Source organism: Streptomyces sp. NPDC020801, assembly GCF_044334385.1.
GTDB lineage: Bacteria > Actinomycetota > Actinomycetes > Streptomycetales > Streptomycetaceae > Streptomyces.
The window spans coordinates 69948-96515 of sequence record NZ_JBIRST010000015.1 but is presented as its reverse complement, the minus strand read 5'-3'; the positions used below and the strand labels follow the sequence as shown (position 1 = coordinate 96515).

General features: G+C 72.3%; 28 protein-coding genes, 1 pseudogene and 1 riboswitch. Of the genes and pseudogenes, 15 read left to right on the top strand and 14 right to left on the bottom strand.

Translation table 11 applies throughout. The features are described 5' to 3' along the window. Positions 1 to 21 precede the first annotated feature (21 nt). Positions 22 to 2601, bottom strand: coding sequence for an ABC transporter permease (locus ACH4UM_RS27800; protein ID WP_398184795.1), 2580 nt, complete (start codon positions 2599 to 2601; stop codon positions 22 to 24). 3 nt (positions 2602 to 2604) lie between these two features. Further along, a complete protein-coding gene (locus ACH4UM_RS27795) occupies positions 2605 to 3513 on the bottom strand; it encodes an ABC transporter ATP-binding protein (RefSeq protein ID WP_398184792.1) in 909 nt (302 codons plus the stop codon). Between the two features lie 216 nt (positions 3514 to 3729). Between ACH4UM_RS27795 and ACH4UM_RS27790 the strand changes: the two genes are divergently transcribed. After that, on the top strand, positions 3730 to 3981 hold the full coding sequence (locus ACH4UM_RS27790) for an antitoxin (RefSeq protein ID WP_398184790.1): 252 nt from the start codon (positions 3730 to 3732) through the stop codon (positions 3979 to 3981). 4 nt (positions 3982 to 3985) lie between these two features. Then, positions 3986 to 4360 carry a fic family toxin-antitoxin system, toxin component gene (locus tag ACH4UM_RS27785; RefSeq protein ID WP_398184787.1) on the top strand — a complete coding sequence of 125 codons (375 nt, stop codon included), beginning with the start codon at positions 3986 to 3988 and terminating at the stop codon, positions 4358 to 4360. Between the two features lie 8 nt (positions 4361 to 4368). Here the strand turns inward: ACH4UM_RS27785 and ACH4UM_RS27780 are convergent, their stop codons facing one another. The 4 genes from ACH4UM_RS27780 to bioB all read right to left on the bottom strand — a co-directional run bounded on the left by ACH4UM_RS27780 (position 4369) and on the right by bioB (position 8776). Next, positions 4369 to 5073: a class I SAM-dependent methyltransferase gene (locus tag ACH4UM_RS27780; protein ID WP_398184784.1), complete on the bottom strand. Its 705-nt coding sequence runs from the start codon at positions 5071 to 5073 to the stop codon at positions 4369 to 4371. A 425-nt stretch (positions 5074 to 5498) separates the two neighbouring features. Then, positions 5499 to 6227, bottom strand: coding sequence for a dethiobiotin synthase (bioD, locus tag ACH4UM_RS27775; protein WP_398184781.1), 729 nt, complete (start codon positions 6225 to 6227; stop codon positions 5499 to 5501). 1 nt (position 6228) lies between these two features. Continuing rightward, entirely contained in the window at positions 6229 to 7518 is a 1290-nt protein-coding gene (locus ACH4UM_RS27770) for an adenosylmethionine--8-amino-7-oxononanoate transaminase (RefSeq protein WP_398184778.1), read from the bottom strand. Then, a complete protein-coding gene (gene bioB, locus ACH4UM_RS27765) occupies positions 7511 to 8776 on the bottom strand; it encodes a biotin synthase BioB (RefSeq protein ID WP_398184775.1) in 1266 nt (421 codons plus the stop codon). Before bioB ends, ACH4UM_RS27770 begins: the two co-directional genes overlap by 8 nt. A gap of 147 nt (positions 8777 to 8923) precedes the next feature. On the opposite strand from bioB, the gene ACH4UM_RS27760 reads away from it, so the two are divergent. Continuing rightward, positions 8924 to 10051 carry an 8-amino-7-oxononanoate synthase gene (locus ACH4UM_RS27760; RefSeq protein ID WP_398184772.1) on the top strand — a complete coding sequence of 376 codons (1128 nt, stop codon included), beginning with the start codon at positions 8924 to 8926 and terminating at the stop codon, positions 10049 to 10051. Positions 10052 to 10088: 37 nt separating this feature from the next. Here ACH4UM_RS27760 and ACH4UM_RS27755 read toward each other — a convergent pair whose 3' ends face one another. Together ACH4UM_RS27755 and ACH4UM_RS27750 are read right to left on the bottom strand one after the other, a co-directional pair. Then, the gene (locus ACH4UM_RS27755) at positions 10089 to 10319 is read right to left on the bottom strand and encodes a DUF397 domain-containing protein (RefSeq protein ID WP_398184769.1); all 231 of its coding nucleotides are present in this window, start codon (positions 10317 to 10319) and stop codon (positions 10089 to 10091) included. 28 nt (positions 10320 to 10347) lie between these two features. Continuing rightward, positions 10348 to 11208: a helix-turn-helix domain-containing protein gene (locus ACH4UM_RS27750; protein WP_398184766.1), complete on the bottom strand. Its 861-nt coding sequence runs from the start codon at positions 11206 to 11208 to the stop codon at positions 10348 to 10350. Between the two features lie 212 nt (positions 11209 to 11420). On the opposite strand from ACH4UM_RS27750, the gene ACH4UM_RS27745 reads away from it, so the two are divergent. After that, entirely contained in the window at positions 11421 to 11879 is a 459-nt protein-coding gene (locus tag ACH4UM_RS27745; RefSeq protein WP_398184763.1) for an ATP-binding protein, read from the top strand. 144 nt (positions 11880 to 12023) lie between these two features. Here ACH4UM_RS27745 and ACH4UM_RS27740 read toward each other — a convergent pair whose 3' ends face one another. The 3 genes and pseudogenes from ACH4UM_RS27740 to ACH4UM_RS27730 all read right to left on the bottom strand — a co-directional run bounded on the left by ACH4UM_RS27740 (position 12024) and on the right by ACH4UM_RS27730 (position 14012). After that, on the bottom strand, positions 12024 to 12497 hold the full coding sequence (locus tag ACH4UM_RS27740; protein WP_398184761.1) for a C40 family peptidase: 474 nt from the start codon (positions 12495 to 12497) through the stop codon (positions 12024 to 12026). Positions 12498 to 12500: 3 nt separating this feature from the next. Then, positions 12501 to 12716, bottom strand: a riboswitch (cyclic di-AMP (ydaO/yuaA leader). A 338-nt stretch (positions 12717 to 13054) separates the two neighbouring features. Beyond that, a pseudogene (locus ACH4UM_RS27735) lies at positions 13055 to 13368 on the bottom strand (hypothetical protein). Between the two features lie 8 nt (positions 13369 to 13376). Next, complete coding sequence (locus ACH4UM_RS27730) at positions 13377 to 14012, bottom strand: ATP-dependent Clp protease proteolytic subunit (RefSeq protein ID WP_398184758.1); 636 nt, start codon at positions 14010 to 14012, stop codon at positions 13377 to 13379. A 182-nt stretch (positions 14013 to 14194) separates the two neighbouring features. Here ACH4UM_RS27730 and ACH4UM_RS27725 point away from each other — a divergent pair, with 182 nt between their 5' ends. The 9 genes from ACH4UM_RS27725 (at position 14195) to ACH4UM_RS27685 (ending at position 21876) form a co-directional block, all read left to right on the top strand. Beyond that, positions 14195 to 14554: an ANTAR domain-containing protein gene (locus ACH4UM_RS27725; RefSeq protein WP_398184755.1), complete on the top strand. Its 360-nt coding sequence runs from the start codon at positions 14195 to 14197 to the stop codon at positions 14552 to 14554. A 32-nt stretch (positions 14555 to 14586) separates the two neighbouring features. Next, complete coding sequence (locus ACH4UM_RS27720; RefSeq protein WP_398184752.1) at positions 14587 to 14865, top strand: type II toxin-antitoxin system Phd/YefM family antitoxin; 279 nt, start codon at positions 14587 to 14589, stop codon at positions 14863 to 14865. A 436-nt stretch (positions 14866 to 15301) separates the two neighbouring features. After that, positions 15302 to 15604, top strand: coding sequence for an urease subunit gamma (locus ACH4UM_RS27715; RefSeq protein ID WP_398184749.1), 303 nt, complete (start codon positions 15302 to 15304; stop codon positions 15602 to 15604). Between the two features lie 13 nt (positions 15605 to 15617). Continuing rightward, on the top strand, positions 15618 to 15929 hold the full coding sequence (locus ACH4UM_RS27710) for an urease subunit beta (protein ID WP_398184746.1): 312 nt from the start codon (positions 15618 to 15620) through the stop codon (positions 15927 to 15929). Then, positions 15922 to 17643, top strand: coding sequence for an urease subunit alpha (locus ACH4UM_RS27705; RefSeq protein WP_398184743.1), 1722 nt, complete (start codon positions 15922 to 15924; stop codon positions 17641 to 17643). Before ACH4UM_RS27710 ends, ACH4UM_RS27705 begins: the two co-directional genes overlap by 8 nt. A gap of 10 nt (positions 17644 to 17653) precedes the next feature. Continuing rightward, a complete protein-coding gene (locus tag ACH4UM_RS27700; RefSeq protein ID WP_398184740.1) occupies positions 17654 to 18328 on the top strand; it encodes an urease accessory protein UreF in 675 nt (224 codons plus the stop codon). A gap of 75 nt (positions 18329 to 18403) precedes the next feature. Continuing rightward, positions 18404 to 19081 carry an urease accessory protein UreG gene (gene ureG / locus ACH4UM_RS27695; RefSeq protein WP_398184737.1) on the top strand — a complete coding sequence of 226 codons (678 nt, stop codon included), beginning with the start codon at positions 18404 to 18406 and terminating at the stop codon, positions 19079 to 19081. A gap of 289 nt (positions 19082 to 19370) precedes the next feature. Beyond that, positions 19371 to 20132, top strand: a complete 762-nt coding sequence (locus ACH4UM_RS27690; RefSeq protein WP_398185091.1) for an urease accessory protein UreD — start codon at positions 19371 to 19373, stop codon at positions 20130 to 20132. Positions 20133 to 20277: 145 nt separating this feature from the next. Continuing rightward, positions 20278 to 21876 (top strand): alpha/beta hydrolase, encoded by a 1599-nt coding sequence (locus ACH4UM_RS27685; RefSeq protein ID WP_398184734.1) that lies wholly within the window; start codon positions 20278 to 20280, stop codon positions 21874 to 21876. A gap of 73 nt (positions 21877 to 21949) precedes the next feature. Here ACH4UM_RS27685 and ACH4UM_RS27680 read toward each other — a convergent pair whose 3' ends face one another. Then, on the bottom strand, positions 21950 to 22675 hold the full coding sequence (locus ACH4UM_RS27680) for a lysophospholipid acyltransferase family protein (protein ID WP_398184731.1): 726 nt from the start codon (positions 22673 to 22675) through the stop codon (positions 21950 to 21952). Positions 22676 to 22967: 292 nt separating this feature from the next. Here ACH4UM_RS27680 and ACH4UM_RS27675 point away from each other — a divergent pair, with 292 nt between their 5' ends. Then, positions 22968 to 23597: a DedA family protein gene (locus ACH4UM_RS27675; RefSeq protein WP_398184728.1), complete on the top strand. Its 630-nt coding sequence runs from the start codon at positions 22968 to 22970 to the stop codon at positions 23595 to 23597. A gap of 83 nt (positions 23598 to 23680) precedes the next feature. Further along, positions 23681 to 24217: a DUF4396 domain-containing protein gene (locus tag ACH4UM_RS27670; RefSeq protein WP_398184725.1), complete on the top strand. Its 537-nt coding sequence runs from the start codon at positions 23681 to 23683 to the stop codon at positions 24215 to 24217. Positions 24218 to 24470: 253 nt separating this feature from the next. Here the strand turns inward: ACH4UM_RS27670 and rocD are convergent, their stop codons facing one another. Beyond that, a complete protein-coding gene (rocD, locus tag ACH4UM_RS27665; protein WP_398184723.1) occupies positions 24471 to 25703 on the bottom strand; it encodes an ornithine--oxo-acid transaminase in 1233 nt (410 codons plus the stop codon). Continuing rightward, a complete protein-coding gene (gene ddaH, locus ACH4UM_RS27660) occupies positions 25703 to 26512 on the bottom strand; it encodes a dimethylargininase (protein WP_398184720.1) in 810 nt (269 codons plus the stop codon). Before ddaH ends, rocD begins: the two co-directional genes overlap by 1 nt. Positions 26513 to 26568 lie beyond the last annotated feature (56 nt).

Below are 26568 nucleotides of genomic sequence, written 5' to 3'. Positions count from 1 at the left end.
CGGAGCGCTGCCGCGGCTCCGTCACTCGTGCGCGATCGCCGCCAGCACGTTCATGCGGGAGGCACGCAACGCCGGCAGCAGGGCCGCCACGATGCCCACGACCGCCGCGCCGATCACGACGGCGACGATCGTGCCCCAGGGGATCGCCAGCGCCGTCATGCCCTGCAGCGCCAGCACCTGCTGGATGCACACGCCCCAGACCAGCCCCAGTGCCAGGCCCAGGACCGCGCCGAAGACGGCGATCACCACGGACTCCAGCCGGATCATCCGCCGCAGCTGCCGCCGGCCGAGCCCGATGGCCCGCAGCAGCCCGATCTCCCGCGTCCGCTCCACCACCGACAGGGCGAGGGTGTTGACCACGCCGAGCACCGCGATGACGATGGCGAGTCCGAGCAGCGCGTAGACCAGGTAGAGCAGCACCGCGATCTGGTCGTGGACCAGCTTCTTGTAGTCGGCCTGGTCGCGCACCTGCACATTGGGATACGGAGTCAGGGTCCGCTCCAGCCGGGAGCGCAGCTGGTCGGCGCCGGTGCCGGGGGCGGCGTTCACATACAGAGCGGCGTCCTGCGTGCCGGGCACGTACTTGTCGACCGTGCCGATGCCGAAGTACAGCCCGCCCTGCATGCCGAAACCCTCGGCCGCCTCCTGGTCGGTCAGGGCGCCCACCGTCAGTGCGGTACGGCGTCCGCCCTGGAACTCGGCGGGCAGCACGGTGCCCACCCGTACGCCGTGCTTCCGGGCGAAGCCGGCGTCCATGGCCATGTGCCCGTCGGCCAGCGCCGCCGCGGTGTTCCCGGCCGCGTACTTGATGTGCGCGACGGCGTCCAGCTGCCCGTCGTAGCCGGAGGCGGCCGTCTCGACGCGCTTGCCGTCCGGCAGCCGCACCGCGATCGCCGCGAGCCGCTGCCGTACGACGAGTCCCGCGCCCTGCGTGCCGCGCACCTTGTCGGTGACGTCCGAGGAGAACGGCAGGAACTGGCGGTTCTGGACGACGAAGTCCGCGCCCAGCGTCTTCTCGATCTGGTGGTCGAAGGACCGGGTCATCGAGGCGCTGGCCACCGACATCCCGCCGACCAGGGCCAGACCCACCATCAGGGCGGCCGCCGTGGCACCGGTCCGGCGCGGGTTGCGCAGGGCGTTGCGCTGGCTCATCCGGCCGACCGAGCCGAACAGCGCCGGGAAGGCCCCGCCCAGCACCCGGATCAGCGGGCGCACCAGCAGCGGTCCGGCGACCACGGTGGCGATCAGGGTGAGCACGATTCCGAGCCCGAGCAGGGAGGCGGCGGTCGCGGTCCTGGCAGCGGCGGCGCAGCCGGCGAGCGCGGCCGCGCCGGCCGTCCCGACGACCGCGCCCACCACCGCGCGCACCCGCAACGGCCGCCCCACACCGGCCACCTCGGCGTCCGCCAGGGCCGCCATCGGGGACACGGTGGCGGCCCGGCGGGCCGGGAGATAGGCCGCCACGAAGGTGACGCCGACACCGACGACGTACGCCGCGACGGGCGTGACCCAGCCGATCACCATCTCCGTGGTCTTCAGGTTCATCCCGAAGGCGCTCATGAGCCTGATCAGTCCGGCCGCGAGACCGATCCCGGCGGCCAGTCCCAGCGTGGACCCGACCAGGCCGAGCAGCACGGCCTCGGTCAGTACCGAGCGCCGCACCTGCCGGCGGTCGGCGCCGAGGGCGCGCAGCAGCCCCAGCTCACGGGTGCGCTGGGCGATCAGCATGGAGAAGGTGTTGACGATCAGGAACACGCCGACGAGGACCGCGATCCCGGCGAAGCCGAGCATCACGTACTTGATGACCTTCAGGAACCCGCCGAGCTCGGCGGCGGCCGACTTGGCCTGCTCGCCCGCGGTCTTCAGGTCGTAGGTGCCGGCCCCGGCACCGGTCCCGATCGCCTCGCCCACGCGGCGCTTGAGCTCGGCGTCGGTGACGCCCTTCGCCGCGTCCACCGAGATGCTGGTCGCGCGGGCCGTGGAGCCGAGCAGCCGGGTCTGCGCGGTGGGCGTGTCGAGGAAGAGCAGGGCCGCGCCCGGATTGGTGGTGGTGAAGGTGGCGATCCCGACGACCCGCACATGGAACGTGCCCGGCTGGGCCTGCACCGTGAGCACGTCGCCGATCCGCACATGCTTGTGACCGGCCGTGTCGGCGTCCAGCAGGACCTCGCCGTCGCCGTGCGGGGCGTGACCGGAGGTCAGCTTCACCGGACTGCGGTCGGTGGTCTCCCAGTTGCGGGCGATGGTGGGGGCGCCGGTGGTCGGGCCGACCGATTCGTTGCGGTTGTTGACGACCACCACGTTCTGCACGACCGCGTCCACGCGGGTGGCGGCGACCCCGTCGATCCCGGCCAGCCGCCGGGCGAGCGAGGCGGGCACGGTCTGCACCGCGCCGGTCCGCACGGGCGACTTCAGATCCTGCTTCGGCTCCACCGTCACATCGGCGGCGGTCGAGGCGAAGAGCCGGTCGAAGGTGCGGGTGACGGTGTCGGAGAAGATCAGACTGCCCGCGACGAAGGCCACGGACAGGACGACGGCCAGGGCCGAGAGAAGCAGCCGCCCCTTGTGGGCGAGGAAGCTGCGCAGCGTTGCCTTGAGCACGGGTCAGGCCTCCTCGACGGCGGCGCCGTCCCCGCCGTGGAGCAGAGTCCCCTCCTCGACGAACCGGTCGTCCATCGCGTCGGGACCGGATGGCTGGGCGCCGACCCCCGCGAACAGGCGCATGCGCTCCAGCACCGCCTCCGCCGTCGGGTTCTCCATCTCGTCCACGATCCGTCCGTCCGCGAGGTAGAGCACCAGGTCGGAGTGGGCGGCGGCGCCCGGGTCGTGGGTCACCATGACGACGGTCTGCCCGAGGGTGTCGACGGCGTCGCGCAGGAAGCCCAGCACCTCCAGGCCGGCCCGCGAGTCGAGGTTGCCGGTCGGTTCGTCCGCGAAGATCAGCTCCGGCCGGGAGGCTAGTGCCCGCGCGCAGGCCACGCGCTGCTGCTGGCCGCCGGAGAGCTGGGACGGCCGGTGTTTGAGCCGGTCGCGCAGGCCCAGTGTGTCGATGACCTGGTCCAGCCACTTCTCGTCGGGCTCCCGGCCCGCGATGTCCATGGGCAGGGTGATGTTCTCCAGCGCGTTCAGCGTGGGGATGAGGTTGAAGGACTGGAACATGAAGCCGATCCGGTCCCGGCGCAGCCGGGTCAGCTCGCGGTCCTTCAGGCCCGTGATCTCGGTGTCGCCGATCCACACCTGGCCGGCCGAGACGGTGTCGAGCCCCGCCAGACAGTGCATCAGCGTGGACTTCCCCGAGCCGGAGGGCCCCATCACCGTGGTGAAACGGCCGCGCGCGATGTCGACGTCCACCGAGTCCAGCGCGAGCACGGTGGTCTCGCCCGACCCGTACGCCTTGGTCAGACCGCGGGCGCGGGCCGCGATCCGGTCGGCCGACGCCTGGCCCGGCGCCCCGTCAGGTGTGGTCACGGCGGCCTCCTCGGTGGTCCTGCGACCCTGCACGTCCTGGCTCATGACACCTTTGTCCCCGGCCGAGCCTAGTGTGACCGGCCGCAGAGCCGGTATCCCCCGTTGGGCCCAGGCCGGTCTCCACCCCCGGGTCGGCGTCACGGGACCCGTGTAAGGGACACTCTCCACCCGTGGCGGGATCTCCCCCCTGGGCGGGTTATCCACCCGGGCGGGAGCGGCACGCCCTTGCCCGTGCTAGCGGTCCGGCGCTAGCGTCGAGGCATGGCGAAGACCCAGCTGAACGTGAGAGTGGACGAGGGCACCGCCCGTGCCGCCCGCGAGCGTGCTCTGGCCCGCGGCATGAGCGTCAACCGCTACATCGAGGAACTGGTCCGCCAGGACACCGGAGAGGTGGGCCACACCTTCGTGGAGGCCGCCGCGGACTTCATGAAGAGCTACGAGGCCGTCTTCGCCGAGGAGTTCGGGGCGGAGCGCGAGGGCGGCCGCGGGCACCGGGGCGAAGGCCGTCGCTGATCCCTTGAGCGATCTCAGAATCGACCTCGCCTGGCTGCTCATGCTCGCGGAACGGATGACACCGGGAGACCCCCAGGTCACCGACTGGGGAGCCCTGGTCGCCGCGGTGGCACGTCACCAGGCGGAGATCTTCGACGTCCCCGTCTACGACACTCCGCACGCCCGGGCCGCCGCGCTGCTGCAACTCCTCGTCCACGTGCCCGCGCTGGAGCGCTCCAACGCCCTGTTCGCCTCCGCGGTCGCCTACGCCTACCTGGTCGCCAGCGGCCTGAAGGTCGTCACCTCGCCCGAACAGGTCCGCGACCTGGCCCGGCTGGTCAAGAGCGGCCAGGCGTCGGTGCACGACATCGCGCGGGAGCTGCGCCAGTGGAGCCGGTGAGGCGCTGATCAGCGTTCGGGGACCGGATCGTCGCCGCGCCCGGGCCGCCAGGCGGTGCCCAGCGCGCAGTACGAGCAGGGCAGGGCCGGCCCCTTGTCCGGCACCAGCAGCCGGCGGTACGGGCCGAGCTCGAACCCCGCGTCCCGCAGCGCGCCGACCGGATCGCGGGACAGATGGCAGCCGCCGCTCAGCGCGGGCCAGACCGTGCGGTCCAGGGCGCGCTGGGTGAGGACCATCGCCCGGCCGCCACCCCTGCCGTGCTCGAAGAACCGCACCTCGCCGCCCGGCCGCAGCACCCGCCGTATCTCGGCGAGCGCCCGCGGCAGGTCGCGCACGCTGCACAGCACCAGTGACAGCACCACCGCGTCGAACCCCTCGCTCTTGACCGGCAGCGCCTCCGCACAGCCCGGCACCACGTCGACCGGGATCCCGGCACGCAGGGCCGCCTCCACGGCCCGCTGCCTCAGCAGCCGCTCCGGCTCGATCGCGACGACCTCGGCGACCGTGCCCGGATAGTGGGCGAAGTTCAGCCCGTTGCCCGCGCCGATCTCGATCACCCGCCCGCCCAGTCCGGCGAGCAGCCGCTCCCGCAGCCGCGCCATGCCCAGCCTGGTCTCCGCGGCCACGCTGGCGCGGGCGTAGTAGCGGGCGAACAGCGGATGGTGCACGGCATCCCGTGCCACCTTGCCGGATCCGGCGGACCGTAGCGGCATGGCGACCTCCCCGGTCGGACGGGCCTACGGAAAGTGTCCCCCGCACACCCGCACCGCACGCCCACCCCGACGAAACCCGCCGCACGCCCACCCCGACGAGACTCGCGCACGCGCGCCCCGGCCGGGCTGCCGGACGCCCGCCCATCCACGCGGTCCGCGGTGTGCCGCCCGGCCAGGAGCCGGACCGGCCGGGGACGGGGGCCGCGCCCCTGTTGCCGCGGGCAGCCGCAGGCCCGCCCGAAGGGACCCCGGTGCACGCCCCGCACAGGGGGGACGCCTGCCCAGGACCGCTCGCGCAGGCGCCGGTGCGGACCGGTCGCCCGGTGCGGACCGGTCGCACGCCGCCTCCCGCGAACCGCTCCCGGGCCCGCGTGGGCGGGTCCGGCGGGCCCTGCCGCCGCGTCAGGATGCGCCGCGGCACCCGTCTACGCGAACGGTGCCGGGGCCTCCCGCACCGTGAAGGCCTCCGCATCCCAGCTGCCGTTCAGGCGGGGGGCCAGCCAGGCCGGGGCCGTGGCGCGGAATTCGGCGGGGGACAGCGTCCCGGCGCCGTGGGGCAGCGCGCCGAGCAGGGGTGCGCCGGCCACGTGGGGCAGGTCGGCGACGTTGCAGCGGGAGGCCAGGTCGGGTTCGGCCGGCCAGCTGCCGATCACCACCCCGAGCAGGTCCAGCTCGCAAAAGCGCAGCTCACGGGCCGTCAGTTCGGTGGTGTTGAGAGTGCCCAGACCGGCGGAGGCGACGAGCAGGACCGGGGCCCGCAGCAGCTTCGCCGCGTCCGCGAGCGTCCCGCCCGCATCGTCGAACCGTACGAGCAGCCCGCCCGCGCCCTCCACCAGCACCAGGTCGTGCTCGGTGGCCAGCTTGGCGGCGGCCTCGGCCACCTGCTGCGGGCGGACCGGGGGCCGCCCGGCCCGGCGTGCTGCCGTTCCGGGCGCCAGCGGTTCGGGGTAGCGGGCGAGTTCGCCCGCCGTCACCGGGCCGGCCAGCCGGGCGACCTCGTCGGCGTCCCCGCGCTCCTCGGGGCCCACGCCCGTCTGCGCGGCCTTGAGCACGGCCACCGACCGGCCGGCCGCGACCGCCGCCGCGGCGACGGCGGCCGTGGTGACCGTCTTGCCGACCTCCGTACCCGTGCCCGTGATCACCAGTACCGGCATCTCATCCCTCCCGCGCCGCCGCGCACACCGCGCGCGCGATCCGTGCCACGTCCGCGTCACCGGTGACGTACGGCGGCATCGTGTAGACCAGGTCCCGGAACGGCCGCAGCCACACGCCCTCGCGCACCGCGGCCCGCGTCGCCGCCGCCATGTCCACCGTGTGGTCCAGCTGGACCACGCCGATGGCGCCCAGGACCCTTATGTCCCTGACTCCGGCCAGCTCCGCCGCGGGTGCCAGTCCGTCCCGCAGGCCCGCCTCGATCCGTTTGACCTCGGTGCGCCAGTCCTGGCCGAGCAGCAGCTCGATCGACGCGCACGCCACCGCGGCGGCCAGTGGATTGCCCATGAACGTCGGGCCGTGTGCCAGCACCGGCACCTCGCCACGCGAGATCCCGTCGGCCACCCGAGCGGTGCACAGCGTCGCCGCCATCGTCAGGTAGCCGCCGGTCAGAGCCTTGCCCACGCACATCACGTCCGGCGTCACGGCCGCGTGCCCCGCCGCGAACAGCGCGCCGGTGCGGCCGAATCCGGTCGCGATCTCGTCGAACACCAGCAGCACGTCGTGCGCGTCGCACGCCTCGCGCAGCACCCGCAGGTACGCGGGGGAGTGGAACCGCATCCCGCCCGCGCCCTGCACCACCGGTTCGACGATCACCGCGGCCAGTTCGCCTGCGTGCCGTTCGATCAGGTCGTGCAGATGGGCGGCGTACGCCTCCTCGTACTCGGCCGGCGGCGCGTCCGCGAACACCTGGCGCGGCAGCACACCGGACCACAGCTCGTGCATCCCACCCTCGGGATCGCACACGGACATCGGCTGCCAGGTGTCGCCGTGGTAGCCGCCCCGCCAGGTCAGCAACCGCCGCTTCTCCGGGCGGCCCAGCGAACGCCAGTACTGCAGGCACATCTTGACGGCCACCTCGACCGACACCGAACCGGAGTCGGCGAGGAAGACGTGTTCGAGACCTTCGGGCGACATGTCGACAAGGAGCTTCGCCAGGCGGACGGCGGGCTCGTGGGTGAGCCCGCCGAACATCACATGGCTCATCCGCGCCAGCTGCTCGCGGGCGGCCTCGTCGAGCACCGGGTGGTGGTAGCCGTGGATGGCGGCCCACCACGACGACATGCCGTCGATCAGCTCGCCCGATCCGCCGGCGAGTCTCAGCCGCACCCCGCTCGCCGACTCCACGACGAGCGGTTCCTGACGGCCGGGCATCGGACCGTACGGGTGCCAGACATGCCGCCGGTCGAGGTCCAGCAGCTCGGGGACGCTCAGGCCGGGCAGGTCAGGCATTGGGTGCGAGGTCCGTTCCGGCGCCCCGGCGGCGTACGGCGACGAGATCCGTGCGGGGCTCGTTGCCCTTCGGCTCGGCGGCCGGACTGGCGGCGGCCCGAGCGGAGGAACCGCACACACCCGCGCCCTCGTGCGACCCGCACCCGGCACCCGCACCGGCGTCCGCGTGGGACCCGCACCCGGCACCCGCACCGGCGTCCGCGTGCGACCCGCAGCCCGCGCCCTCGTGGGACCCGCAGCCGCCCATGGCCGCCGCCCGGTGTTCCGGGAGGGTCACCTGGCCGGTGCCCTCCACCTCGAAGCCGGCGTCCGCGATCATCTCCAGGTCGGCCCTGCCGGCCTGGCCCTCGCTGGTGAGGTAGTCGCCGAGGAAGATCGAGTTGGCCAGGTGCAGGGCGAGGGGCTGCATGGTGCGCAGGTGCACCTCGCGGCCGCCCGCGATCCTGACCTCGACGTCGGGGCAGACGAAGCGGACCATGGCGAGGATGCGCAGGCAGCGCTGCGGGGTGAGGTTCCACTCCGTGGCGAGCGGGGTGCCCTCGAAGGGGATCAGGAAGTTCACCGGTACCGAGTCCGGGTCCAGCTCGCGCAGCGAGTAGACGACGTCGACGAGGTCCTCGTCGCTCTCGCCCATGCCGGCGATGAGCCCGGAGCAGGCGGACAGTCCGGCCGCGTGCGCCTTGTTCACCGTGTCCACCCGATCGGCGTAGGTGTGGGTGGTGGTGATGTCGCCGTAGGTGGACTCGGAGGTGTTGAGGTTGTGGTTGTAGGCGTCGGCCCCGGCCTCGCGCAGCCGCTCGGCCTGGCCGTCGGAGAGCAGCCCCAGACAGGCGCACACCTCGACGCCCTCGTTCTGGTCCTTGATGGCCTTGATGGTCTCCGAGACCCGGTCCACGTCACGGTCCGTCGGGCCGCGCCCGCTGGCCACCAGACAGACCCGCTTGGCGCCGCCGGCCAGCCCGGCCGCCGCGGCCTTGGAGGCGTCGCCGGGCTTGAGCCAGGTGTACTTCAGGATGCCGGCCTTCGAGCCGAGCCGCTGGGAGCAGTAGGAGCAGTCCTCGGGGCACAGGCCGGACTTGAGGTTGACGAGATAGTTGAGTTTCACCCGCCGGCCGAACCAGTGACGGCGCACCTTTCCGGCCGCGGCCACCACGTCGAGCAGGTCGTCGTCGGAGGTGGCCAGCACGGCCAGAGCTTCCTCACGGGTCGGCAGCTCGCGCCGAAGCCCCTTGTCCACCAGCGTGTTCAGCAGGTCCATGAGAGCCGATCCTGTCCTACCGGGCCGCCCGGGGCCAAGGAGAGTTTGCACAACAGAGACCCATCGACGTGTGGGTATTGCCACACCATGGGCGGCGGGTCGTCCCGCTAGGGTCTGTGCACTGCCTACAAAAGCCCCGGAGGACCCATGGCGTTCGGCTGGATCGACGAGCAGGCGGACGCACGCCGCCGGGCCGGACTCGTACGGACCCTGCGCCCCCGCCCGGCCGACTCGCCGCTGCTGGACCTGGCGAGCAACGACTACCTCGGGCTCGCCCGCCATCCGGAGGTGACCGAGGGCGCGGCGGCCGCGGCGCGTGCCTGGGGCGGTGGCTCCACCGGCTCCCGGCTGGTCACCGGCACCACCGAGCTGCACACCGAACTGGAGCGCGAGCTGGCCGCCTTCTGCGGCTTCGAGGCGGCCCTGGTCTTCTCCTCCGGGTACGCGGCCAACCTCGCCGCGGTCACCGCACTCGCGCCGCACGGCACGCTGGTCGTCTCCGACGCGGGCAACCACGCCTCGCTCATCGACGGCTGCCGGCTGGCCCGTGGCACCACGCAGGTCGTCGCGCACGCCGAGCCGGAGGCCGTGCGCAAGGCGCTCGGCACGCACGAGGGCCCGTCGGTCCTCGTCTCCGACACGGTGTTCTCGGTCGACGGAGACGCGGCACCGCTCGCGGAGTTCGCCGCGGTCTGCCGGGAACACGGCGCGGGGCTCGTCGTGGACGACGCCCACGGGCTCGGCGTGCTGGGCGCCGGCGGCCGCGGCGCCCCGCACGCGGCGGGGCTCGCGGGTGCCGGCGACGTGGTCGTGACGGTCACGCTGTCCAAGTCGCTCGGCAGTCAGGGCGGGGCCGTGCTCGGCCCCGCGCGGGTGATCGACCACCTGGTCAACGCGGCCCGGACCTTCATCTTCGACACGGGCCTGGCCCCCGCGGCGGCGGGCGCGGCCCTGGCGGCGCTGAGACTGCTGCGCCGCGAGCCGGAGCGGGCGGCACGCGCGCGTGCGGTGGCGAGTGAACTCCATGCGCGGCTGACCGCCGCGGGCCTGGAGGCGGTGCGTCCGGACGCCGCGGTGGTCTCGGTGCGCGCGCCGTCCCCGGAGGGGGCCGTGCGATGGGCGGCCGACTGCCGCGCCGCGGGGCTGGCCGTGGGCTGTTTCCGTCCTCCTTCCGTGCCCGACGGCATTTCACGGCTGCGGCTGACCGCCCGCGCGGACCTCTCCGGGGCGCAGATCGAACGTGCTGTGGCAGTCATCGGCGAGACGCGACCATGAGTCGGCGTGACACGGCCGTGCGTCGCCGGGTCCGGTTCTAGAAGCGGTGGACCGCGGCCGTGAAGTCCGCCCAGCTCCCGGGGGAGAAGAGCAGCGCGGGCCCGGCCGGGTCCTTGGAGTCGCGCACGGCGAGCAGTCCGGCCCACGGTCCTGAGACCGGCCGGGCCGTTTCGACGCAGTTGTTGGCTCCCGTGCTGTAGCTGCTGCGCAGCCATCGCGCAGCGGGCAGTTGGGTACTGGAAGGTACGTTCCGAGGCAGAGCAGACAAGGTGCCTCCTTGACGCGGTGGAGCGCCGTCACCTTTCCCGGTGTATCCCGGCGATGAAGTCCAACGAGTCCTCGGGCGAAAGGGCGTGGCTCCGAAGGGTGTCGAAGGCCTCGGTGTAGGCCTCTAGGTCTTCTTTCCGTTCGAGGTAGAGGCTACTCGTCAAGTGGTCGAGAACAACCACGTCCAGATCAGAAGTGTTCGAAAATGAGAAGATAACGAAAGGCCCTGTGAGGCCGATATGCGCCCCGGCGGCGAACGGCAGTACCTGAAGCCGCACTTGGGGCAGCCGTGCCGCCTCCGTCAGCCGCTCCAGCTGGCGCGCCATGATCTTCGGGCCGCCGATCTCCCGGCGCAGCACCGCCTCGTCCAGGACCGCGCTCAGCTCCAGCGGTGGCCGCGCCCGCAGCACGTCCTGCCGGGCCAGCCGCACCTCCACCAGCGCGTCCAGCCGCTCGTCGTCGAGCCCCTCCACGGCGGCCCGGGTGACCGCACGCGCGTACTCGGGGGTCTGCAGCAGTCCGGGGACGACCGAGGTCTCCAGGGTGCGCATGCCGCTCGCCTGTGACTCGAGACTGATGAAGTCCCGGTAGGTCGGCGGCAGTACGCCGCGGTAGGCGTGCCACCAGTGGTGCCGGCCACCGCCGTCGTCGGAGCCGGCCAGCACCAGCAGCAGCTCGCGCAGCTGGGCGTCCCGGACCGCGTACGCGTCCAGGAGTAACCGCACATCGGCCGGTTTGGCCCCGCTGGATCCTGTCTCGATCCGGCTGACCTTGGACTGGTGCCAGCCCACCAGGCGCGCCGCTTCACCACTGGTGAGACCCGCACCGGTGCGCAGCGCGCGCAGTTCGGCGCCCAGTTTCCGGCGGCGCACCGCGGGACCGTGCTGCATGGGCTACTCCTTACTCCTTCCGAGCCGCCCCGATACGGCCTGCCGTCGCAGAGTTCACCGCTTCGAGCGACAGATATATGCATATCTTGGTGGATCGCCACCCGGACCGGCGCGGTGATGGCAGTCTGACGGCGAAGCACCAGTCCGGGACCGTACTCGAACCATCCACTCCGTGTCGGACCGCGGTCCCGCGGGAAAGGGACGGCGTCGCCATGGCAGACCATCTGGAAGCATCCGTCACCTTGCCGAGCGATCCCGCCTCGGTCTCCGCGGCCCGGGCCTATGTGGTGAGCACCCTGGCCGAGTGGGGACTGCCGTCCGGGACGGACACCGCCGACACCGTCCGGCTCATCGTCTCCGAACTCGCCACGAACGCGGTACAGCACACGTTCGGGCAGTCCCCCACCTTCACGGTGGACCTCGTCCTGGAGCGCGACGAATGGCTGCGCATCGGGGTCACCGACAGCCATCCGCGGTTCCCGAAACGACTGCCGGCCGCCGTCCAGCAGGACAACGGCCGGGGGATGGTGATCATCCGGTGGCTCACCGCGGAGTGCGGCGGCAGGCTGACCGTGCGGCCCACCCGCGAGGGCGGCAAGACGGTCTGCATCGAGCTTCCGTGGACGGTCCCGGTCCGCCCGGTCACGACCGCGGGCCGGCAGGAACCTTAGGGCGTCGCGGCGGCCGGAACCGTGCCGCCGCGGCACGTGCGGTGGCCCGGGGGCGCCGGCCCGGGGGCGGTGGCTCCGGGGGAGGCGGCGGCAACCCGAGGGCGATGGCGGCGCGTCAGGGCACCGCCACCGCGCCCGGGCGGGTCAGCTGACCCGGCCGTACCAGACGCTGCGCGTCCAGATCTTCTGAAGCCTCACCACGTCCCCGGTCTTCGGGGCATGCCAGATCTTGCCACCGCCGGCGTAGATGCCGACGTGGTAGACGTACGAGCCCGAGTGGAAGAACACCAGGTCCCCGGCGCGGCGGTTCTTCGCGGAGATGTGATGGGTCTTGTTGTACTGCTGGGCCGCCGTGCGGGGCAGCCTCTTGCCCACCTTCTTGAACGAGTACAGCGTGAGTCCGGAGCAGTCGAACCGGCGCGGCCCGGTCGCTCCCCACTGGTAGGGGGAGCCCTTCTTGGACGCCGCGACCTGAAGCGCCTTCGTCGCCATGGTCGCGGCCGAGGCCTCGGACGCGACGCCCGGGACCACGATCGAGCCGCCCACGGCGGCAATGGTCAGGGCAGAGGCCGTACCGGCCCGGGCCATCAGCGACGGGACACGATTGAGCGCAGTCATGCGCAACCCTTCGTCAGCCGCCTGTGAAGGATGACCTGTCGGATTCGGGCTGGCGAAGTTGCCCGGCCGCGTCGAGACGCGGCTTCACCCCAAGGGCTGCTCGGCCCGGCCATGGCGTGACCGTGCCGGCGACCCGTCGTGCTTGGGTCCTCCACTCCTGCCGATCCACTCCTGTCGACCGGTCATCCGGGCGGCGGCAGGACTCGGCGTCCGCCCGGACCGCCCCGCCGCTGTGGCGGGGGCTTGTCGTCAGACAGGGATCTTCACCTACCGATGTCCGAAAATCCCAACGGAACCGGGGATTTGTGTTGTTACTCACCACTCACCCGTTCGGGTGGACACCCGCGCGCTCGAACGACTGTCTCCCTCCCCGATGACCCCCGGACCAGCACCGGAAGGTTCCATTCCGCCATTAGGGCAGCCGAGTTGCGCAACCGCGACGGCCGCAAAAAAGGAGGCGAATCTACGCCGGAAGGGGGTACGCCATTTGGTCCGTTTCGACTCACGGCCGGACGCCCCGTGTTCCGCCGTCGACGGGACGTCCGGCCGTGGGGACGTCAACTTGCGCAGGGCGGCGGCACGGTGACGCGGGCCGTGCGCCGCTCGCCGTCCAGGACGCGCAGGGCCCGCGCCAGGGTGGCCGTGTGCAGTTCGGTCTCGCCCCGCTGGTGCATCAGGGTCAGCGCGTCGCGCAGCTCGGCCGCCTTGGCGACCAGCGCCTGAGCGGCCCTCAGGCTCCGATAGGTGCCCCCGTGCAGGGCGGGGTTGACGCGGCCGGGCAGATCGGCCGCGTCGAGGTACGGTCGATCAGCTCCCCCTCCGCCCGTGTCAGCGCCGGCAGCGGCGGTGGCGGCGGCTCGGCCGGTGGCATCGGGCCGGTCACCTCGCGTCCGGCTCGGTGCGCGGAGCCGCGCGGTGGGGGACGACACGGTCCACCAGCCCGTACTCCAGCGCGCCCGCCGCGTCCAGGACCCGCTCCCGCTCCAGGTCCGCGCGCACCTGTTCCCGGGTGCGCCCGGTGTGCCGTACGAGCATGTCCGCCAGACGGGCCCGGACGCGCAGCAACTCCTCGGCCCGGACGGCCAGGTCGGACGTCTGCCCGCACACCGGCTCGGGCAGCGAGGGCTGCTGGAGGACCACGCGGGCGCCCGGCAGCGCGTACCGCTTGCCGGGGGTGCCGGCGGCCAGCAGCACGGCGGCGGTGGAGGCTGCCCGGCCCACGCAGACCGTCTCCACGTCGCAGCCGACGAAGCGCATCGTGTCGTGGACGGCCGCCATCGCCTCGAACGGGCCGCCGGGGGAGTCGATGTACAGCGAGATGTCCCGGCCGGGGTCCTGGTGCTCCAGGAGGACGAACCGAGCGACGACGTCGTTCGCCGCGGTGTCGTCGATCGGTGTGCCGAGAACGACGATGCGCTCCTCCAGCAGCTTCGCGCAGGGGTCCAGGGTCCGGTGACCGGCGCTGGTGCGCTCGGTGGACCCCGGAAGGACGTGGCGGGCGGATGCTCGGGTCATGACACGCCCCTTCCATGCGGGCAGGGGCCGCCTCCGGCGAAGAGGTCCCTGTAAAGAATGTACAGGACGTACGTAGCTGGGGCAGCTCTTCGGGGCGGGCCGTCCGGGCGGCGCCGGGTCGTGCGCGGCGTCCTCCTGGGTGAAGCTGGAAGTACGGCCGCTCGACGACCCAGGGGATTGCCATGGTGTTCTTCGCGATTTCCAAGCGGCACCCTCTCCAGCCGCTGTCCACCACCGACCTGGTGCTGGAGCACGAGCGGCTGCACGAGGAGATCGACCAGCTGCGCTGCGCCCTGACCTCGCACGCCGTCATCGACCAGGCGATAGGCGCCGTCGTGGCCTTCGGGCGGATCCCGCCCGACGACGCCTGGTGGGTCCTGAGGGACGTCTCCCAGCGCTCCAACACCAAGGTGCGCACGGTCGCCGAGCGCGTGCTGAAGTTCGCCCAGGGCGGGGCCCTGCCCGACACCGAGCTGGAGGAGCTGCGGCAGGCGCTCGACCGGCACGCGATGCGCTTCTCCACCGGCCGGTCCGGGCCCTGAGGGCAACCGCGAAGGCCCCGTAAGGTGGGGGTATGGCCTACGAGATTCCGGTGACGCAAGCCAGGGCTGAGCTCGCCGACCTGATCAACCGGGTGGTGTACGGCGGTGAGCGCGTCGTCGTCACGCGGCACGGCAAGCCCCTGGTCGCCCTGGTCTCCGCCGCCGACCTGGAACGGCTCGAGGGGCTCGCGGAGGCGGCCGGTGAAGAGGTGGTCGGCGCGGTCTCGCGGGTCCACGACGTTCCGTCCGCCGCGCGCGAGCAGGGCCGCTTCGGCATCACCGCGGAGCACCGGGGCCCCAAGTCCCGCTAGTGCTGTGGCCGGAAAGGTTTGCCGGAAAGCTCGCGGCGTCCGGTGCGGTGCATCGCAAGGCGGAGCACCGCCCGCGTACTGGATGTACTCGGGTGATGCGACAACGCGGCGAGATGCCCTGCGGCGTCGCGAGCCGGTGAACCTTTCCGGTCGCAGCACTGGCGGTGGCAGGAAAGCGCCGGCCCGGAGGGTGGGCGGTACGGCGCCCGCCGTGACACGTATGGCGCAGCCCAGCGGCCGGTCATGGATCGATCAAGGTCCGGTTAACGTCGCTGAAACTCCGGCGAACTAGCCTGCCCCTCCACGCCACCTGGGGTTTTTCCGTCCGGATTGCTCAAGATCGCGCAATCTGTCTGTGTGTTACACCTGTCCCCGTCGCGGTGGCTGCGGCAACCGGGCCCCGCACGGTCCGGAGCAAGGACTGTGAGGTGGGCACGTGCAACTGACCCCGCACGAACAAGAGAGGCTGCTGATCCACGTGGCGGCCGACGTGGCCGAGAAGCGCCGGGCCCGCGGGCTGAGGCTGAACCACCCGGAGGCGGTCGCGCTCCTCACGTCGCACATCCTCGAAGGGGCCCGCGACGGCCGTACCGTCGCCGAACTCATGTCCTCCGGGCGCAAGGTGCTCACCCGCGACGACGTCATGGACGGTGTCCCGGAGATGATCCACGACGTCCAGGTCGAGGCCACCTTCCCCGACGGCACCAAGCTCGTGACCGTCCACGAGCCGATCGTCTGAGGGGCGGGCTGCCGTGATTCCCGGAGAGATCCTTTTCGCCGACGGCCCGATCGTCTACAACGAGGGCCGCGCGGTCACCCGGCTGACCGTCCTCAACGCCGCCGACCGGCCCGTCCAGGTCGGCTCGCACTACCACTTCGCCGAGGCCAACCCCGGACTGGAGTTCGACCGTTCGGCGGCGCACGGCAAGCGGCTCAACATCGCCGCCGGAACCGCCGTGCGCTTCGAGCCCGGCATCCCCGTCGATGTCGAACTCGTCCCGCTCACCGGCGCCCGGATCGTACCGGGACTGCGCGGTCGGACCGGAGGTGCCCTCGATGCCTGAGATCTCCCGCGCCGCCTACGCCGACCTCTACGGCCCCACCACCGGCGACCGTGTCCGGCTCGCCGACACCGACCTGCTGATCGAGATCGAGGAGGACCGCTGCGGCGGTCCGGGGCTCGCCGGTGACGAGGCCGTCTTCGGCGGCGGCAAGGTGATCCGCGAGTCCATGGGCCAGTCGCGCGTCACGCGGGCCGACGGCGCCCCCGACACCGTGATCACCGGGGCTGTCGTCGTCGATCACTGGGGGATCGTCAAGGCCGACGTGGGCATCCGGGACGGCCGGATCACCGGCATCGGCAAGGCCGGCAACCCCGACACCATGGACGGCGTCCACCCCGATCTGGTCCTCGGCCCGGAGACCGAGGTCATCTCGGGCAACGGGCGGATCCTCACCGCCGGCGCCATCGACGCGCACGTGCACTTCATCTGCCCCCAGATCGCCGACGAGGCGCTCGCCTCCGGCATCACCACCCTCGTGGGCGGCGGCACCGGACCCGCCGAGGGCTCGAAGGCCACCACCGTGACGCCCGGCCCCTGGCACCTGGCACGGATGCTGGAGGCGCTGGAGGCGTACCCCCTCAACATCGGCCTGCTGGGCAAGGGCAACACCGTCTCCCACGAGGCGATGCTCTCCCAGATCCGCGGCGGAGCGCTCGGCCTGAAACTGCACGAGGACTGGGGGTCGACGCCCGCCGTCATCGACGCCGCGCTCACGGTCGCCGACCGCACCGGCGTCCAGGTCGCCATTCACACCGACACCCTCAACGAGGCCGGTTTCGTGGACGACACGCTCGCCGCGATCGCGGGACGCGGCATCCACGCCTACCACACCGAGGGCGCGGGGGGCGGGCACGCCCCGGACATCATGACCGTGGTCGGCGAGCCGCACGTGCTGCCGAGCTCGACGAACCCGACCCGCCCGTTCACCGTCAACACCGCCGAGGAACACCTCGACATGCTGATGGTGTGCCACCACCTGAATCCGGCGGTGCCCGAGGACCTGGCGTTCGCGGAGTCGCGGATCCGACCGTCCACGATCGGCGCCGAGGACGTCCTGCACGACCTGGGCGCGATCTCGATCATCTCCTCCGACTCCCAGGCCATGGGGCGGGTCGGCGAGGTGATCCTGCGCACCTGGCAGACGGCACATGTGATGAAGCGGCGCCGGGGCGCCCTGCCCGGCGACACGCGCGCCGACAACCGTCGGGTACGTCGCTATGTCGCCAAGTACACGATCAACCCGGCAGCCGCGCAGGGGCTGGACCGCCAGATCGGCTCCGTCGAGACGGGCAAGCTCGCCGACCTGGTGCTGTGGGAGCCCGCGTTCTTCGGGGTCAAGCCCCAGCTCGTCATCAAGGGCGGCCAGATCGCGTACGCGCAGATGGGTGACGCGAACGCCTCGATCCCGACACCGCAGCCCATCCTGCCGCGCCCGATGTACGGGGCGATCGGGCGGGCGCCGGCCTCGAACTCGTTCAACTTCGTGGCACCGCTCGCGATCGAGGACGGCCTGCCGGAGCGGCTGCGGCTCGGCAAGCCGTTCGTCGCCATCGAGTCCACGCGCGCGGTGACCAAGGCGGACATGCGGGAGAACGACGCGCTGCCCGACGTCCGGATCGATCCCGACAGCTTCGCCGTGCACATCGACGGGCAGCTGGTCGAGGCGACACCGGCCGCCGAACTGCCCATGGCCCAGCGTTACTTCCTCTTCTGAGGGCGCCGTGATGTCGAAGGCAGCACTTCTCGTCCTGGCCGACGGCCGCTTCCCCGCCGGAGGGCACGCGCACTCCGGCGGGGCCGAGGCGGCCGTCAGGGCCGGGCACATCACCGGGGCCGCGAGTCTCGAGGACTTCTGCCGTGGGCGATTGCACACGGCCGGTCTTGTCGCGGCCTCGCTCGCGGCGGCCGCCGCGTTCGGATGCGACCCCGGCGAGCTGGACGCCGCGGCGGACGCGCGGACCTGCTCGCCCGCTCTGCGGGTCGCGGCGCGCAGGCTGGGGCGGCAACTGATGCGGGCCGCCCGGGCGACCTGGCCGTCACCCGAACTCGACGCCGTTGCCGGGGAGTTCCCCAAGGGGGCGCATCAGCCGGTGGTGCTCGGTCTGGTGGCGCGAGCGGCGGGGCTGGAGCCCGAGGCCGCGGCGTACTGCGCGGCGTACGAGAGCGTGAGCGGGCCGGCGACGGCCACGGTGCGGTTGCTCGCGCTTGATCCCTTCGATGCGACCGGCGTCCTGGCGCGGCTGGCGCCCGAGCTGGACCGGGTGGCCGGCCGGGCGGTGGCGGCGGGCCGGCTGGCCGTCGTCGACGGGGCCGACGTGCTGCCCGCGGCCTCGGCGCCGCTGCTGGAGGTCGCGGCGCAGGCGCATGCCGCCTGGCCTGTGCGGTTGTTCGCGTCCTAGGGGTTTCGCCGCCGTCCCTTCCCCAATCCCGACCCCGGGGGCTTCGGCCCCCGGACCCCTTCCGGAGCCGTTGTCATGCACCTTGATCATTTCCACGATGTCACTCCCGTCCCCGGTGCCGACGCGCGCCGGCCCGACGGGACCCGCCGGGCCCTGCGCATCGGGCTCGGTGGGCCGGTCGGGTCCGGGAAGACCGCCACCGTGGCCGCGCTGTGCCGGGCGCTGCGCGAGGAGTTGTCGCTGGCCGTCGTCACCAACGACATCTACACGCGCGAGGACGCCGAGTTCCTGCTGCGTGAGGCCGTACTGCCGCCCGAGCGGATCACGGCGGTGGAGACGGGCGCCTGCCCGCACACGGCGATCCGGGACGACATCTCGGCCAACCTGGAGGCGGTGGAGGACCTGGAGGACGCCGTCGGGCCGCTGGACCTGATCCTCGTGGAGTCCGGCGGGGACAACCTCACCGCGACCTTCTCCAGGGGGCTCGTCGACGCGCAGATCTTCGTCATCGACGTCGCAGGCGGCGACGACATCCCGCGCAAGGGCGGCCCCGGCGTCACCACCGCCGACCTGCTCGTCGTCAACAAGACCGACCTCGCGCCGCACGTCGGCGCCGACCTCGCGCGGATGGCCGCCGACGCAGCGGCCGCGCGCGGCGAACTGCCGGTCGTCCTGCAGTCGCTGCGTGGCGGGGCCGGGGTGTCGGGCGTCGCCGGCTGGGTCCGGGGGCGGCTCGCGGCGTGGACGGCGTGACGTCATGCGTGACGTCATGACGGCGACCGCGGCGGACGCGAGCGAGATCGCAGCGGCGGTGACCGCGACCACCCCGGTGGCAACCGGGGGCACGGCGGACGCGAGCGAGACCGCAGTGGCGGTGACCGCGACCACACCGGTGGCAACCGGGGGCACGGCGGACGCGAACGGGACCACAGCGGCGGTGACCGCGACCAAACCGGTGGCAACCGGGGGCATGGCGGACGCGAACGAGACCGCAGTGGCGGTGACCGCGACCACCCCGGCGGCGGGCACGGCCACAGCGGCGGTGACCACGACCGGGGTGCGGGCCACCGCACGGATCGCCGCCCGGGACGACGGCCGGGGCGGTACGTCCCTGCCCGTGCTGGAGGGCGAGGGGCCGCTCGCGCCGCGGCGCACCCGGTCGAGCGGGGGCGAGGCCCGGGTCGTGCTCGTCGGCGCGATGAGCGGGCCGCTGGGCGGCGACCACTTCGCCGTCGAGGCGCGGGTGGCGGAGGGGGCCCGGCTGCGGGTCGGGTCGGCCGCGGCCACCATCGCGCTGCCGGGCCAGACGAAGGGCGAGGCGGCCCGGTACGACGTACGGCTCACCGTGGCCGACGGGGGCGAACTGCACTGGCTGCCCGAGCAGCTGATCTCCGCCCGGGGCAGCGACCTGTACGTCACCACGCACGTCGAACTGGCGCCGGGAGCCCGGCTGGTGCTGCGTGAGGAGCAGGTGCTGGGGCGCGCGGGTGAGGAACCCGGACGGCTCACCAGCCGTCTTGCTGTCCGGATCGCCGGGCGCACCGTCCTGGACCAGGAGCTGGCCTGCGGACCCGGTGCCCCGGGCGGCTGGGACGGCCCCGCCGTGCTGGCCGGACGGCGGGCCGTGGGTCAACTCGTCGTGGTCCGGCCGGAGTTCGACCGGACGCCGGTCCCGGCCCGGATGCTGGGCGAGGGCGCCGCCCTGGTCCCGCTCGCCGGACCCGCCGCGCTGGTGACCGCTCTCGCGCCCGACGCGCTGCTGCTGCGCCGGCTGCTGGACGAGGGACTGGCGGCCCTCGGCTGAGTCACGCCGGTGTCTCCGCTCAGCGGAACATGCCGCGCCGGTTATCGGATTGGCAAAGAAGGTCAACAACCCCTGTTCTCAGGGGCCTTGGAGCCGGAAGGATCCCCCGGTACACAATTCGCAACGATGTACGGGGAGGTCCCACTTGAGGGACATGAGACCGAAGAACCGGGTGGCGGCGCTCGGTTCGGCCGGCGCGCTCGTCACGGCGACCCTGATAGCCGGCGCCGTGGGGGCACCCGCCGCCAGCGCGGACAGCCGCCACGGCCAGGACCCTGAGGCCCGCGGCGCCGCGATCGCCGCGGCCCGCGCCGCGAAGGCCGGAATCGACTGGCAGGACTGCCCTGCCGACTGGGGCCTGGAGAAGCCCATCCAGTGCGGCTATGTCTCGGTGCCGCTCGACTACGCCAAGCCCTACGGCAAGCAGATCAAGCTCGCCGTCGACCGCATCGGCAACACGGGCACCAAGGAGGAGCGCCAGGGCGCGCTCGTCTACAACCCCGGCGGTCCGGGCGGCTCCGGCCTGCGTTTCCCGCGCCGGGTCACCACCAAGAACGCCGTCTGGGCCAACGTGGCGAAGGCCTACGACTTCGTCGGCTTCGACCCGCGCGGTGTCGGCCACTCGGCGCCCATCTCCTGCATTGACCCGCAGGAGTTCGTCAAGGCGCCCAAGATGGACCCGGTGCCCGACTCCACGGCCGACAAGCTCGCCCAGCGCAAGCTGGCCCGCGAGTACGCCGACGGCTGCTACGAGCGCACCGGCCGGGCGATGCTCCGGCAGATGACCACGGCGAACACCGCCCGTGACCTGGACGTCATCCGCGCCGCGCTCGGCGAGAAGAAGATCAACTACCTGGGCGTCTCCTACGGCACCTACCTGGGCGCCGTCTACGGCACGCTGTTCCCGGGCCATGTGCGCCGGATGATCGTCGACAGCGTGGTCAACCCGTCGAAGGAGAAGATCTGGTACCAGGCCAACCTGGACCAGGACATCGCCTTCGAGGGCCGCTGGAAGGACTGGCAGGACTGGGTCGCCAAGAACGACGCCACCTTCCACCTGGGCACCACCCGCGACGCCGTCCAGGCGAAGTGGCTCGAGCTGCGCGCCACCGCGAAGAAGCACCCGATCGGCGGCGTGGTCGGCCCGGCCGAACTGCTCGCCTTCTTCCAGAGCGCCCCGTACTACGACTCCTCGTGGGTCCCGGTGGCGACGGTGTTCGGCAAGTACTTCGCCGGTGACACCCAGGCGCTCGTCGACGCGGCCGCTCCGAAGATGTCCGACACCGCGGGCAACATCGCCGCGGAGAACGGCAATGCCGTCTACACGGCCGTCGAGTGCACCGACGCCAAGTGGCCCACCAGCTGGAAGAAGTGGGACGCGGACAACACGCGGCTGAACAAGAAGTACCCGTTCCTGACCTGGTCCAACGCATGGATGAACCTGCCGTGCGCCACCTGGCCGGTCAAGCAGCAGACCCCGGTGAGCGTCAGGACCGGCAAGGGCCTGCCGCAGGTGCTGATCGTGCAGTCCACGCGTGACGCCGCCACCCCGTACGACGGCGCCGTCGAGCTGCACAAGCGCTTCAAGGGGTCCCGTCTGATCACCGAGAAGGACGCGGGCTCCCACGGCGTCACCGGCCTGGTCAACCCGTGCATCAACGCCCGGGTGGACGCCTACCTGCTCACCGGCAAGGTGGACGAGGCGGACGTGACCTGCGGTCCGCACGCGACGCCGCAGCCGTAACAGGCGGACGTGACGTGCGAGGGGCGGCCGGGATCACCTCCCGGCCGCCCCTTCCTCGTACCGACGACGGGCGTCAACCCAGCGGCGCCCGCGGAAACTTGCGCTCCTTCTCGCCCTTCGCCGCAGCCAGCTCGGCCTTGGCCACGGCCGCGTATTGGTCGACGTACTCCTGCTCGGACAGCGACAGGATGGCGTACATGATCTCGTCGGTGACCGCGCGCAGGATCGCCTTCTCGTTCTCCAGCCCGGCGTAGCGGGAGAAGTCCAGGGGCTTGCCGAAGCGGATGACGACCGGGTGGATGCTGGGGACGATCTTGCCCGGCGGCTGGGCCTCGAACGTGCCGATCATCGCGCAGGGAATCACCGGCACCTGCGCCTTGAGCGCCATCGCCGCGACGCCCACCTTGCCCTTGTACAGGCGGCCGTCGTGCGACCGGGTGCCCTCCGGGTAGATGCCGAGGAGCTCTCCCTTGCGCAGCACCCCGAGCCCTTCGCGGATCGCGGCCTGGCCGGCCTCCTTGCCGGAGCGGTCGACCGGGATCTGCCCCGCGCTGCGGAAGAAGGCCGCGGTGAGCCGGCCCTTGACGCCCGGGCCCGTGAAGTACTCGGCCTTGGCCAGGAAGGTGATGCGCCGTTTGAGGATGGCGGGCATCAGGAAGTGGTCCGAGAACGACAGGTGGTTGCCCGCGACGATGGCCGGCCCGGACGCCGGGACGTGCTCCAGCCCCTCGATCCGCGGCCGGAAGACCATGCGCAGCAGCGGTCCCAGCAGGACGTATTTGAGCAGGTAGTAGAACAAGGGGTCGCTCCTCACTCGTGCGGATCTGCTCAACCGCCGCGTTCTCGCAGGTCAACCTGTATCTCGTGGGGTGCCAGTTTAAGTGCACGGGCAGTGACGCGGAACCGGTTGCGGCCGGATCAGCCTGCTGCGGATCAGCATTGCGTATCAAGTCGATCGCACAGAGTGACGCGATCTTGGTGGTGGCTGGCGCGCATGTGGCTCTTGAATCCCCACTCGCCTTCTGGTGCCGGGACGGCCGGCCCGGGGGCGCCTGGCGGATGCCGTGCACGGTGCGGCGTACGGTGGGGAAATGGCCGCCCCTCCGCTTCCCGGTCCGCTGGCCCACCTGGCACCGCTGCTCACTCACTACGGCTACCTGGCCGTCGGCGGTGTGGTCTTCGTGGAGGACTTCGGAATCCCCGCACCGGGCGAGACGATCCTGATCGCGGCGGGCGTGTACGCGGGGGCGGGCGAGCTCGACGTCGTGGCCGTCGGGGTGATCGCGTTCGCCGCCGCGGTCGCCGGGGACAACATCGGCTATCTCATCGGCCGCTTCGGGGGCCGCGCCCTCGTCCACCGCTGGGGCCGGTACGTCTTCCTGACGCCGAAGCGGTTCGAGGCGGCCGAGCGGTTCTTCGCCCGGCACGGCGGAAAGATCGTCGTGGTGGCCCGTTTCGTCGAGGGCCTGCGTCAGGCCAACGGCATCATCGCCGGTACCTCCGGGATGCCCTGGCGCCGCTTCCTCGTCTTCAACGCGCTCGGCGCGGCGCTGTGGGTGGGGCTGTGGCTGACGCTGGCCTACTTCGCGGGCACGCACATCGGCGCCGTCCACGACGCGATCGGCAAGTACGAGCCCTATGTGCTCACCGCGCTCGGCGTCATCGTCGTGGCACTCGTCGCCCGTCATCTGCTGCGACGGCGCCGGGAGCGTGCGGAGTAGAACGGGAAGGGGAGCCGGGAATACCCCCTAGGGGTATATGGGTTGTCGTGCGGTGAACGTCTCATCAGCAGGGGAGAGCGGCGATGACTCGGTCGGCACATGAACAGCACGAACACCACGAACAGCACGAACACCACGAACAGCACGCACACCATGAACACCAGGGACCTCACCAGGCTTCGCCGGGCGCCTCCTGGCGCACGGCCGCGCAGGCCACGCTCCACTGCCTGACCGGCTGCGCCATCGGTGAGGTGCTGGGCATGGTCGTCGGCACCGCCGCCGGGCTGCACAACACGGCCACGGTGGTCGTCTCCGTCGCGCTGGCCTTCGTCTTCGGATACGCGCTGACCATGCGCGGTGTCCTGCGCGCAGGGCTTCCCCTCCGGCCGGCGGTGAAGGTCGCCCTGGCCGCCGACACCGTGTCCATCGCGGTCATGGAGCTGATCGACAACACCGTCACGGTCGGGGTGCCCGGCGCCATGGACGCCGGTCTGTCCGACGCCCTGTTCTGGGTTTCGCTGGCCCTCTCACTCGTCCTGGCCTTCGTGCTGACCACGCCGGTCAACCGGTGGATGATCGGCCGGGGAAAGGGACATGCGGTCGTGCACGCCTACCACTGACGCCCGGCCACGGCCGGTCACGCCCGCCCCGGGGCACGGCCCGCGGCCTCGCCTCCCCCGGCGGCCTCGCCGCCGAGCGCGCCCCGGGCGCGGCGCGGCGCCCGGGGACATCGGCGGGGCGAGGTCCGCCCAGTGAGGTCCAACCGGTGAGGTCCCGACCAGAGAGGACCAACCACCGAGGTTCAGCCTGCGGGGCGGCGGCTGCACCGTCCGACGGGGCGCCGCACCGGCGCCCCCGTCGCGTCGTGCCCCGTCAGTCGGTCAGTACCTTCTCCAACGAGCTCAGCGCGGACCGCAGTTCGTCCTCCGTGATGGTGAGCGGCGGAGCCAGCCGGATCGTGGAGCCGTGGGTGTCCTTGGCCAGGACCCCCGCGCGCATCAGCCGCTCGCTGATCTCCCGGCCGGTGCCGATGGCCGGGTCGACGTCCACGCCGGCCCACAGGCCGCGCGAGCGGAAGCCGGTCACGCCCTTGCCGACCAGTTCGGTGAGCCCCTCGCGCAGGACCGCGCCCAAGTCGTCCGCCCGGCGCTGGAACTCGCCGGTCTCCAGCAGTTCGACCACCGCCGTGCCGACCGCGGCGGCCAGCGGGTTGCCGCCGAACGTCGACCCGTGCTCGCCCGGCCGCAGCACACCCAGCACCTCCCGGCTCCCCACGACCGCGGACACCGGAACGATGCCGCCGCCCAGCGCCTTGCCGAGGAGCAGCACGTCGGGCACCACGTTCTCGTGCTCGACGGCGAGGGTGCGCCCGGTGCGGCCGAGGCCCGACTGGATCTCGTCCGCCACGAACAGACAGCCTGCCCGGCGGGTCAGCTCCCGTACCCCGGTCAGGTATCCGTCGTCCGGGATGATCACGCCGGCCTCGCCCTGGATGGGCTCGATGAGCACGGCCGCCGTCGTCTCGTCGACCGCCGCCTCCAGCGCCGCCAGGTCGTTGTACGGGACGATCCGGAAGCCCGGCGTGAAGGGGCCGAAGCCCGACCGCGCCGTCTCGTCCGTGGAGAAGCTCACGATCGTCGTCGTACGGCCGTGGAAGTTATCCGCCGCGACCACGATCGTCGCCCGGTCGGCCGGGACACCCTTGACCTCGTAGGCCCACTTGCGGGCCACCTTGATACCGCTCTCCACCGCCTCGGCGCCGGTGTTCATCGGCAGCACCATGCCCTGCCCCGTCAGTGCCGCCAGCCGCTCGGCGAACTCGGCGAGCCGGTCGTTGTGGAAGGCGCGCGAGGTGAGCGTGAGCCGGTCGAGCTGGCGGTGGGCCGCCTCGATCAGCGCGGGGTGGCGGTGGCCGAAGTTGAGGGCCGAGTAGCCGGCCAGCATGTCGAGGTAACGGCGGCCCTCGACGTCCTCCACCCAGGTGCCCTCGGCGCGGGCGACGACCACGGGCAGCGGGTGGTAGTTGTGCGCGAGGACCGGCTCCTCGGCCTGGATCAGCTCCGAGGACGTACGGGTGCGGGCAGGGGTACGGGTGGGCGCGGTCATCAGCGGATCTCCTGGGTGCAGCACTTGATGCCGCCGCCGGCCTTGTGGAACTCGGACAGGTCGACGGGGACGGGGATGTAACCGTGGCGGGTGAGCTGGTCGGCGAGGGCCGTGGCGCCGGGCGAGATGAAGACGTGGCGTCCGTCGGAGACGGAGTTGAGCCCGAACGCCATCGCGTCCTCCCGGGTGGCGATCACGGCGTCCGGGTAGAGCCGGGCCAGCACCTCGCGGCTGCCGGGCGAGAACGCCTCCGGGTAGTAGGCGATGTTGTCTTCGTCCAGGACGAACAGAGCCGTGTCCAGGTGGTAGAAGAACGGGTCCACCAGGGTCAGGCCGATCACCGGGGCGCCGAAGAACTCCTGCGCCTCGCGATGGGCCTCACGGGTGGTGCGGAAGCCGGTTCCGGCGAGCACCCAGCGGCCGGCCGGCACGAAGTCGCCCTCGCCCTCGGACACGGACTCGGGGCGGTAGACGTCGTAGCCGGCCGACTTGAACCACGTGTCGTAGGGCAGGGACTCCGGGCGGCGCTCCGGCGCGTGGAAGAGGGAGCCGAAGACGCGGCCGTCGACGACGACCGCCGCGTTGGCGGCGAAGACCATGTCGGGCAGGCCGGGCACGGGTTCCACGGCGTCGACGCTGTGGCCGTGCGTGCGGTAGGCATCGATCAGCGCCTGCCACTGGGCCTGGGCCAGGGACACGTCGACGGGGGTGTCGGGACGCATCCAGGGGTTGATCGCGTACTGCACGGCGAAGTGTCTGGGTTCGCAGACGAGGAAGCGCCGCCGGCGCGGCACACGGGATTCGGGCACAGAGGGGTTCCTCCGCTTCCTGGGTGTCGACTGAGGGTCGACACAAAGGTAGAAAG

Bases quoted from the DNA above. Each gene is read 5' to 3' on its own strand.
- ACH4UM_RS27795 (WP_398184792.1), bottom strand. From the start codon at position 3,513: ATGAGCCAGGACGTGCAGGGTCGCAGGACCACCGAGGAGGCCGCCGTG.
- ACH4UM_RS27790 (WP_398184790.1), top strand. From the start codon at position 3,730: ATGGCGAAGACCCAGCTGAACGTGAGAGTGGACGAGGGCACCGCCCGT.
- ACH4UM_RS27780 (WP_398184784.1), bottom strand. From the start codon at position 5,073: ATGCCGCTACGGTCCGCCGGATCCGGCAAGGTGGCACGGGATGCCGTG.
- bioD (WP_398184781.1), bottom strand. From the start codon at position 6,227: ATGCCGGTACTGGTGATCACGGGCACGGGTACGGAGGTCGGCAAGACG.
- ACH4UM_RS27770 (WP_398184778.1), bottom strand. From the start codon at position 7,518: ATGCCTGACCTGCCCGGCCTGAGCGTCCCCGAGCTGCTGGACCTCGAC.
- bioB (WP_398184775.1), bottom strand. From the start codon at position 8,776: ATGGACCTGCTGAACACGCTGGTGGACAAGGGGCTTCGGCGCGAGCTG.
- ACH4UM_RS27760 (WP_398184772.1), top strand. From the start codon at position 8,924: ATGGCGTTCGGCTGGATCGACGAGCAGGCGGACGCACGCCGCCGGGCC.
- ACH4UM_RS27750 (WP_398184766.1), bottom strand. From the start codon at position 11,208: ATGCAGCACGGTCCCGCGGTGCGCCGCCGGAAACTGGGCGCCGAACTG.
- ACH4UM_RS27745 (WP_398184763.1), top strand. From the start codon at position 11,421: ATGGCAGACCATCTGGAAGCATCCGTCACCTTGCCGAGCGATCCCGCC.
- ACH4UM_RS27740 (WP_398184761.1), bottom strand. From the start codon at position 12,497: ATGACTGCGCTCAATCGTGTCCCGTCGCTGATGGCCCGGGCCGGTACG.
- ACH4UM_RS27730 (WP_398184758.1), bottom strand. From the start codon at position 14,012: ATGACCCGAGCATCCGCCCGCCACGTCCTTCCGGGGTCCACCGAGCGC.
- ACH4UM_RS27725 (WP_398184755.1), top strand. From the start codon at position 14,195: ATGGTGTTCTTCGCGATTTCCAAGCGGCACCCTCTCCAGCCGCTGTCC.
- ACH4UM_RS27720 (WP_398184752.1), top strand. From the start codon at position 14,587: ATGGCCTACGAGATTCCGGTGACGCAAGCCAGGGCTGAGCTCGCCGAC.
- ACH4UM_RS27705 (WP_398184743.1), top strand. From the start codon at position 15,922: ATGCCTGAGATCTCCCGCGCCGCCTACGCCGACCTCTACGGCCCCACC.
- ACH4UM_RS27700 (WP_398184740.1), top strand. From the start codon at position 17,654: ATGTCGAAGGCAGCACTTCTCGTCCTGGCCGACGGCCGCTTCCCCGCC.
- ureG (WP_398184737.1), top strand. From the start codon at position 18,404: ATGCACCTTGATCATTTCCACGATGTCACTCCCGTCCCCGGTGCCGAC.
- ACH4UM_RS27675 (WP_398184728.1), top strand. From the start codon at position 22,968: ATGGCCGCCCCTCCGCTTCCCGGTCCGCTGGCCCACCTGGCACCGCTG.
- ACH4UM_RS27670 (WP_398184725.1), top strand. From the start codon at position 23,681: ATGACTCGGTCGGCACATGAACAGCACGAACACCACGAACAGCACGAA.
- rocD (WP_398184723.1), bottom strand. From the start codon at position 25,703: ATGACCGCGCCCACCCGTACCCCTGCCCGCACCCGTACGTCCTCGGAG.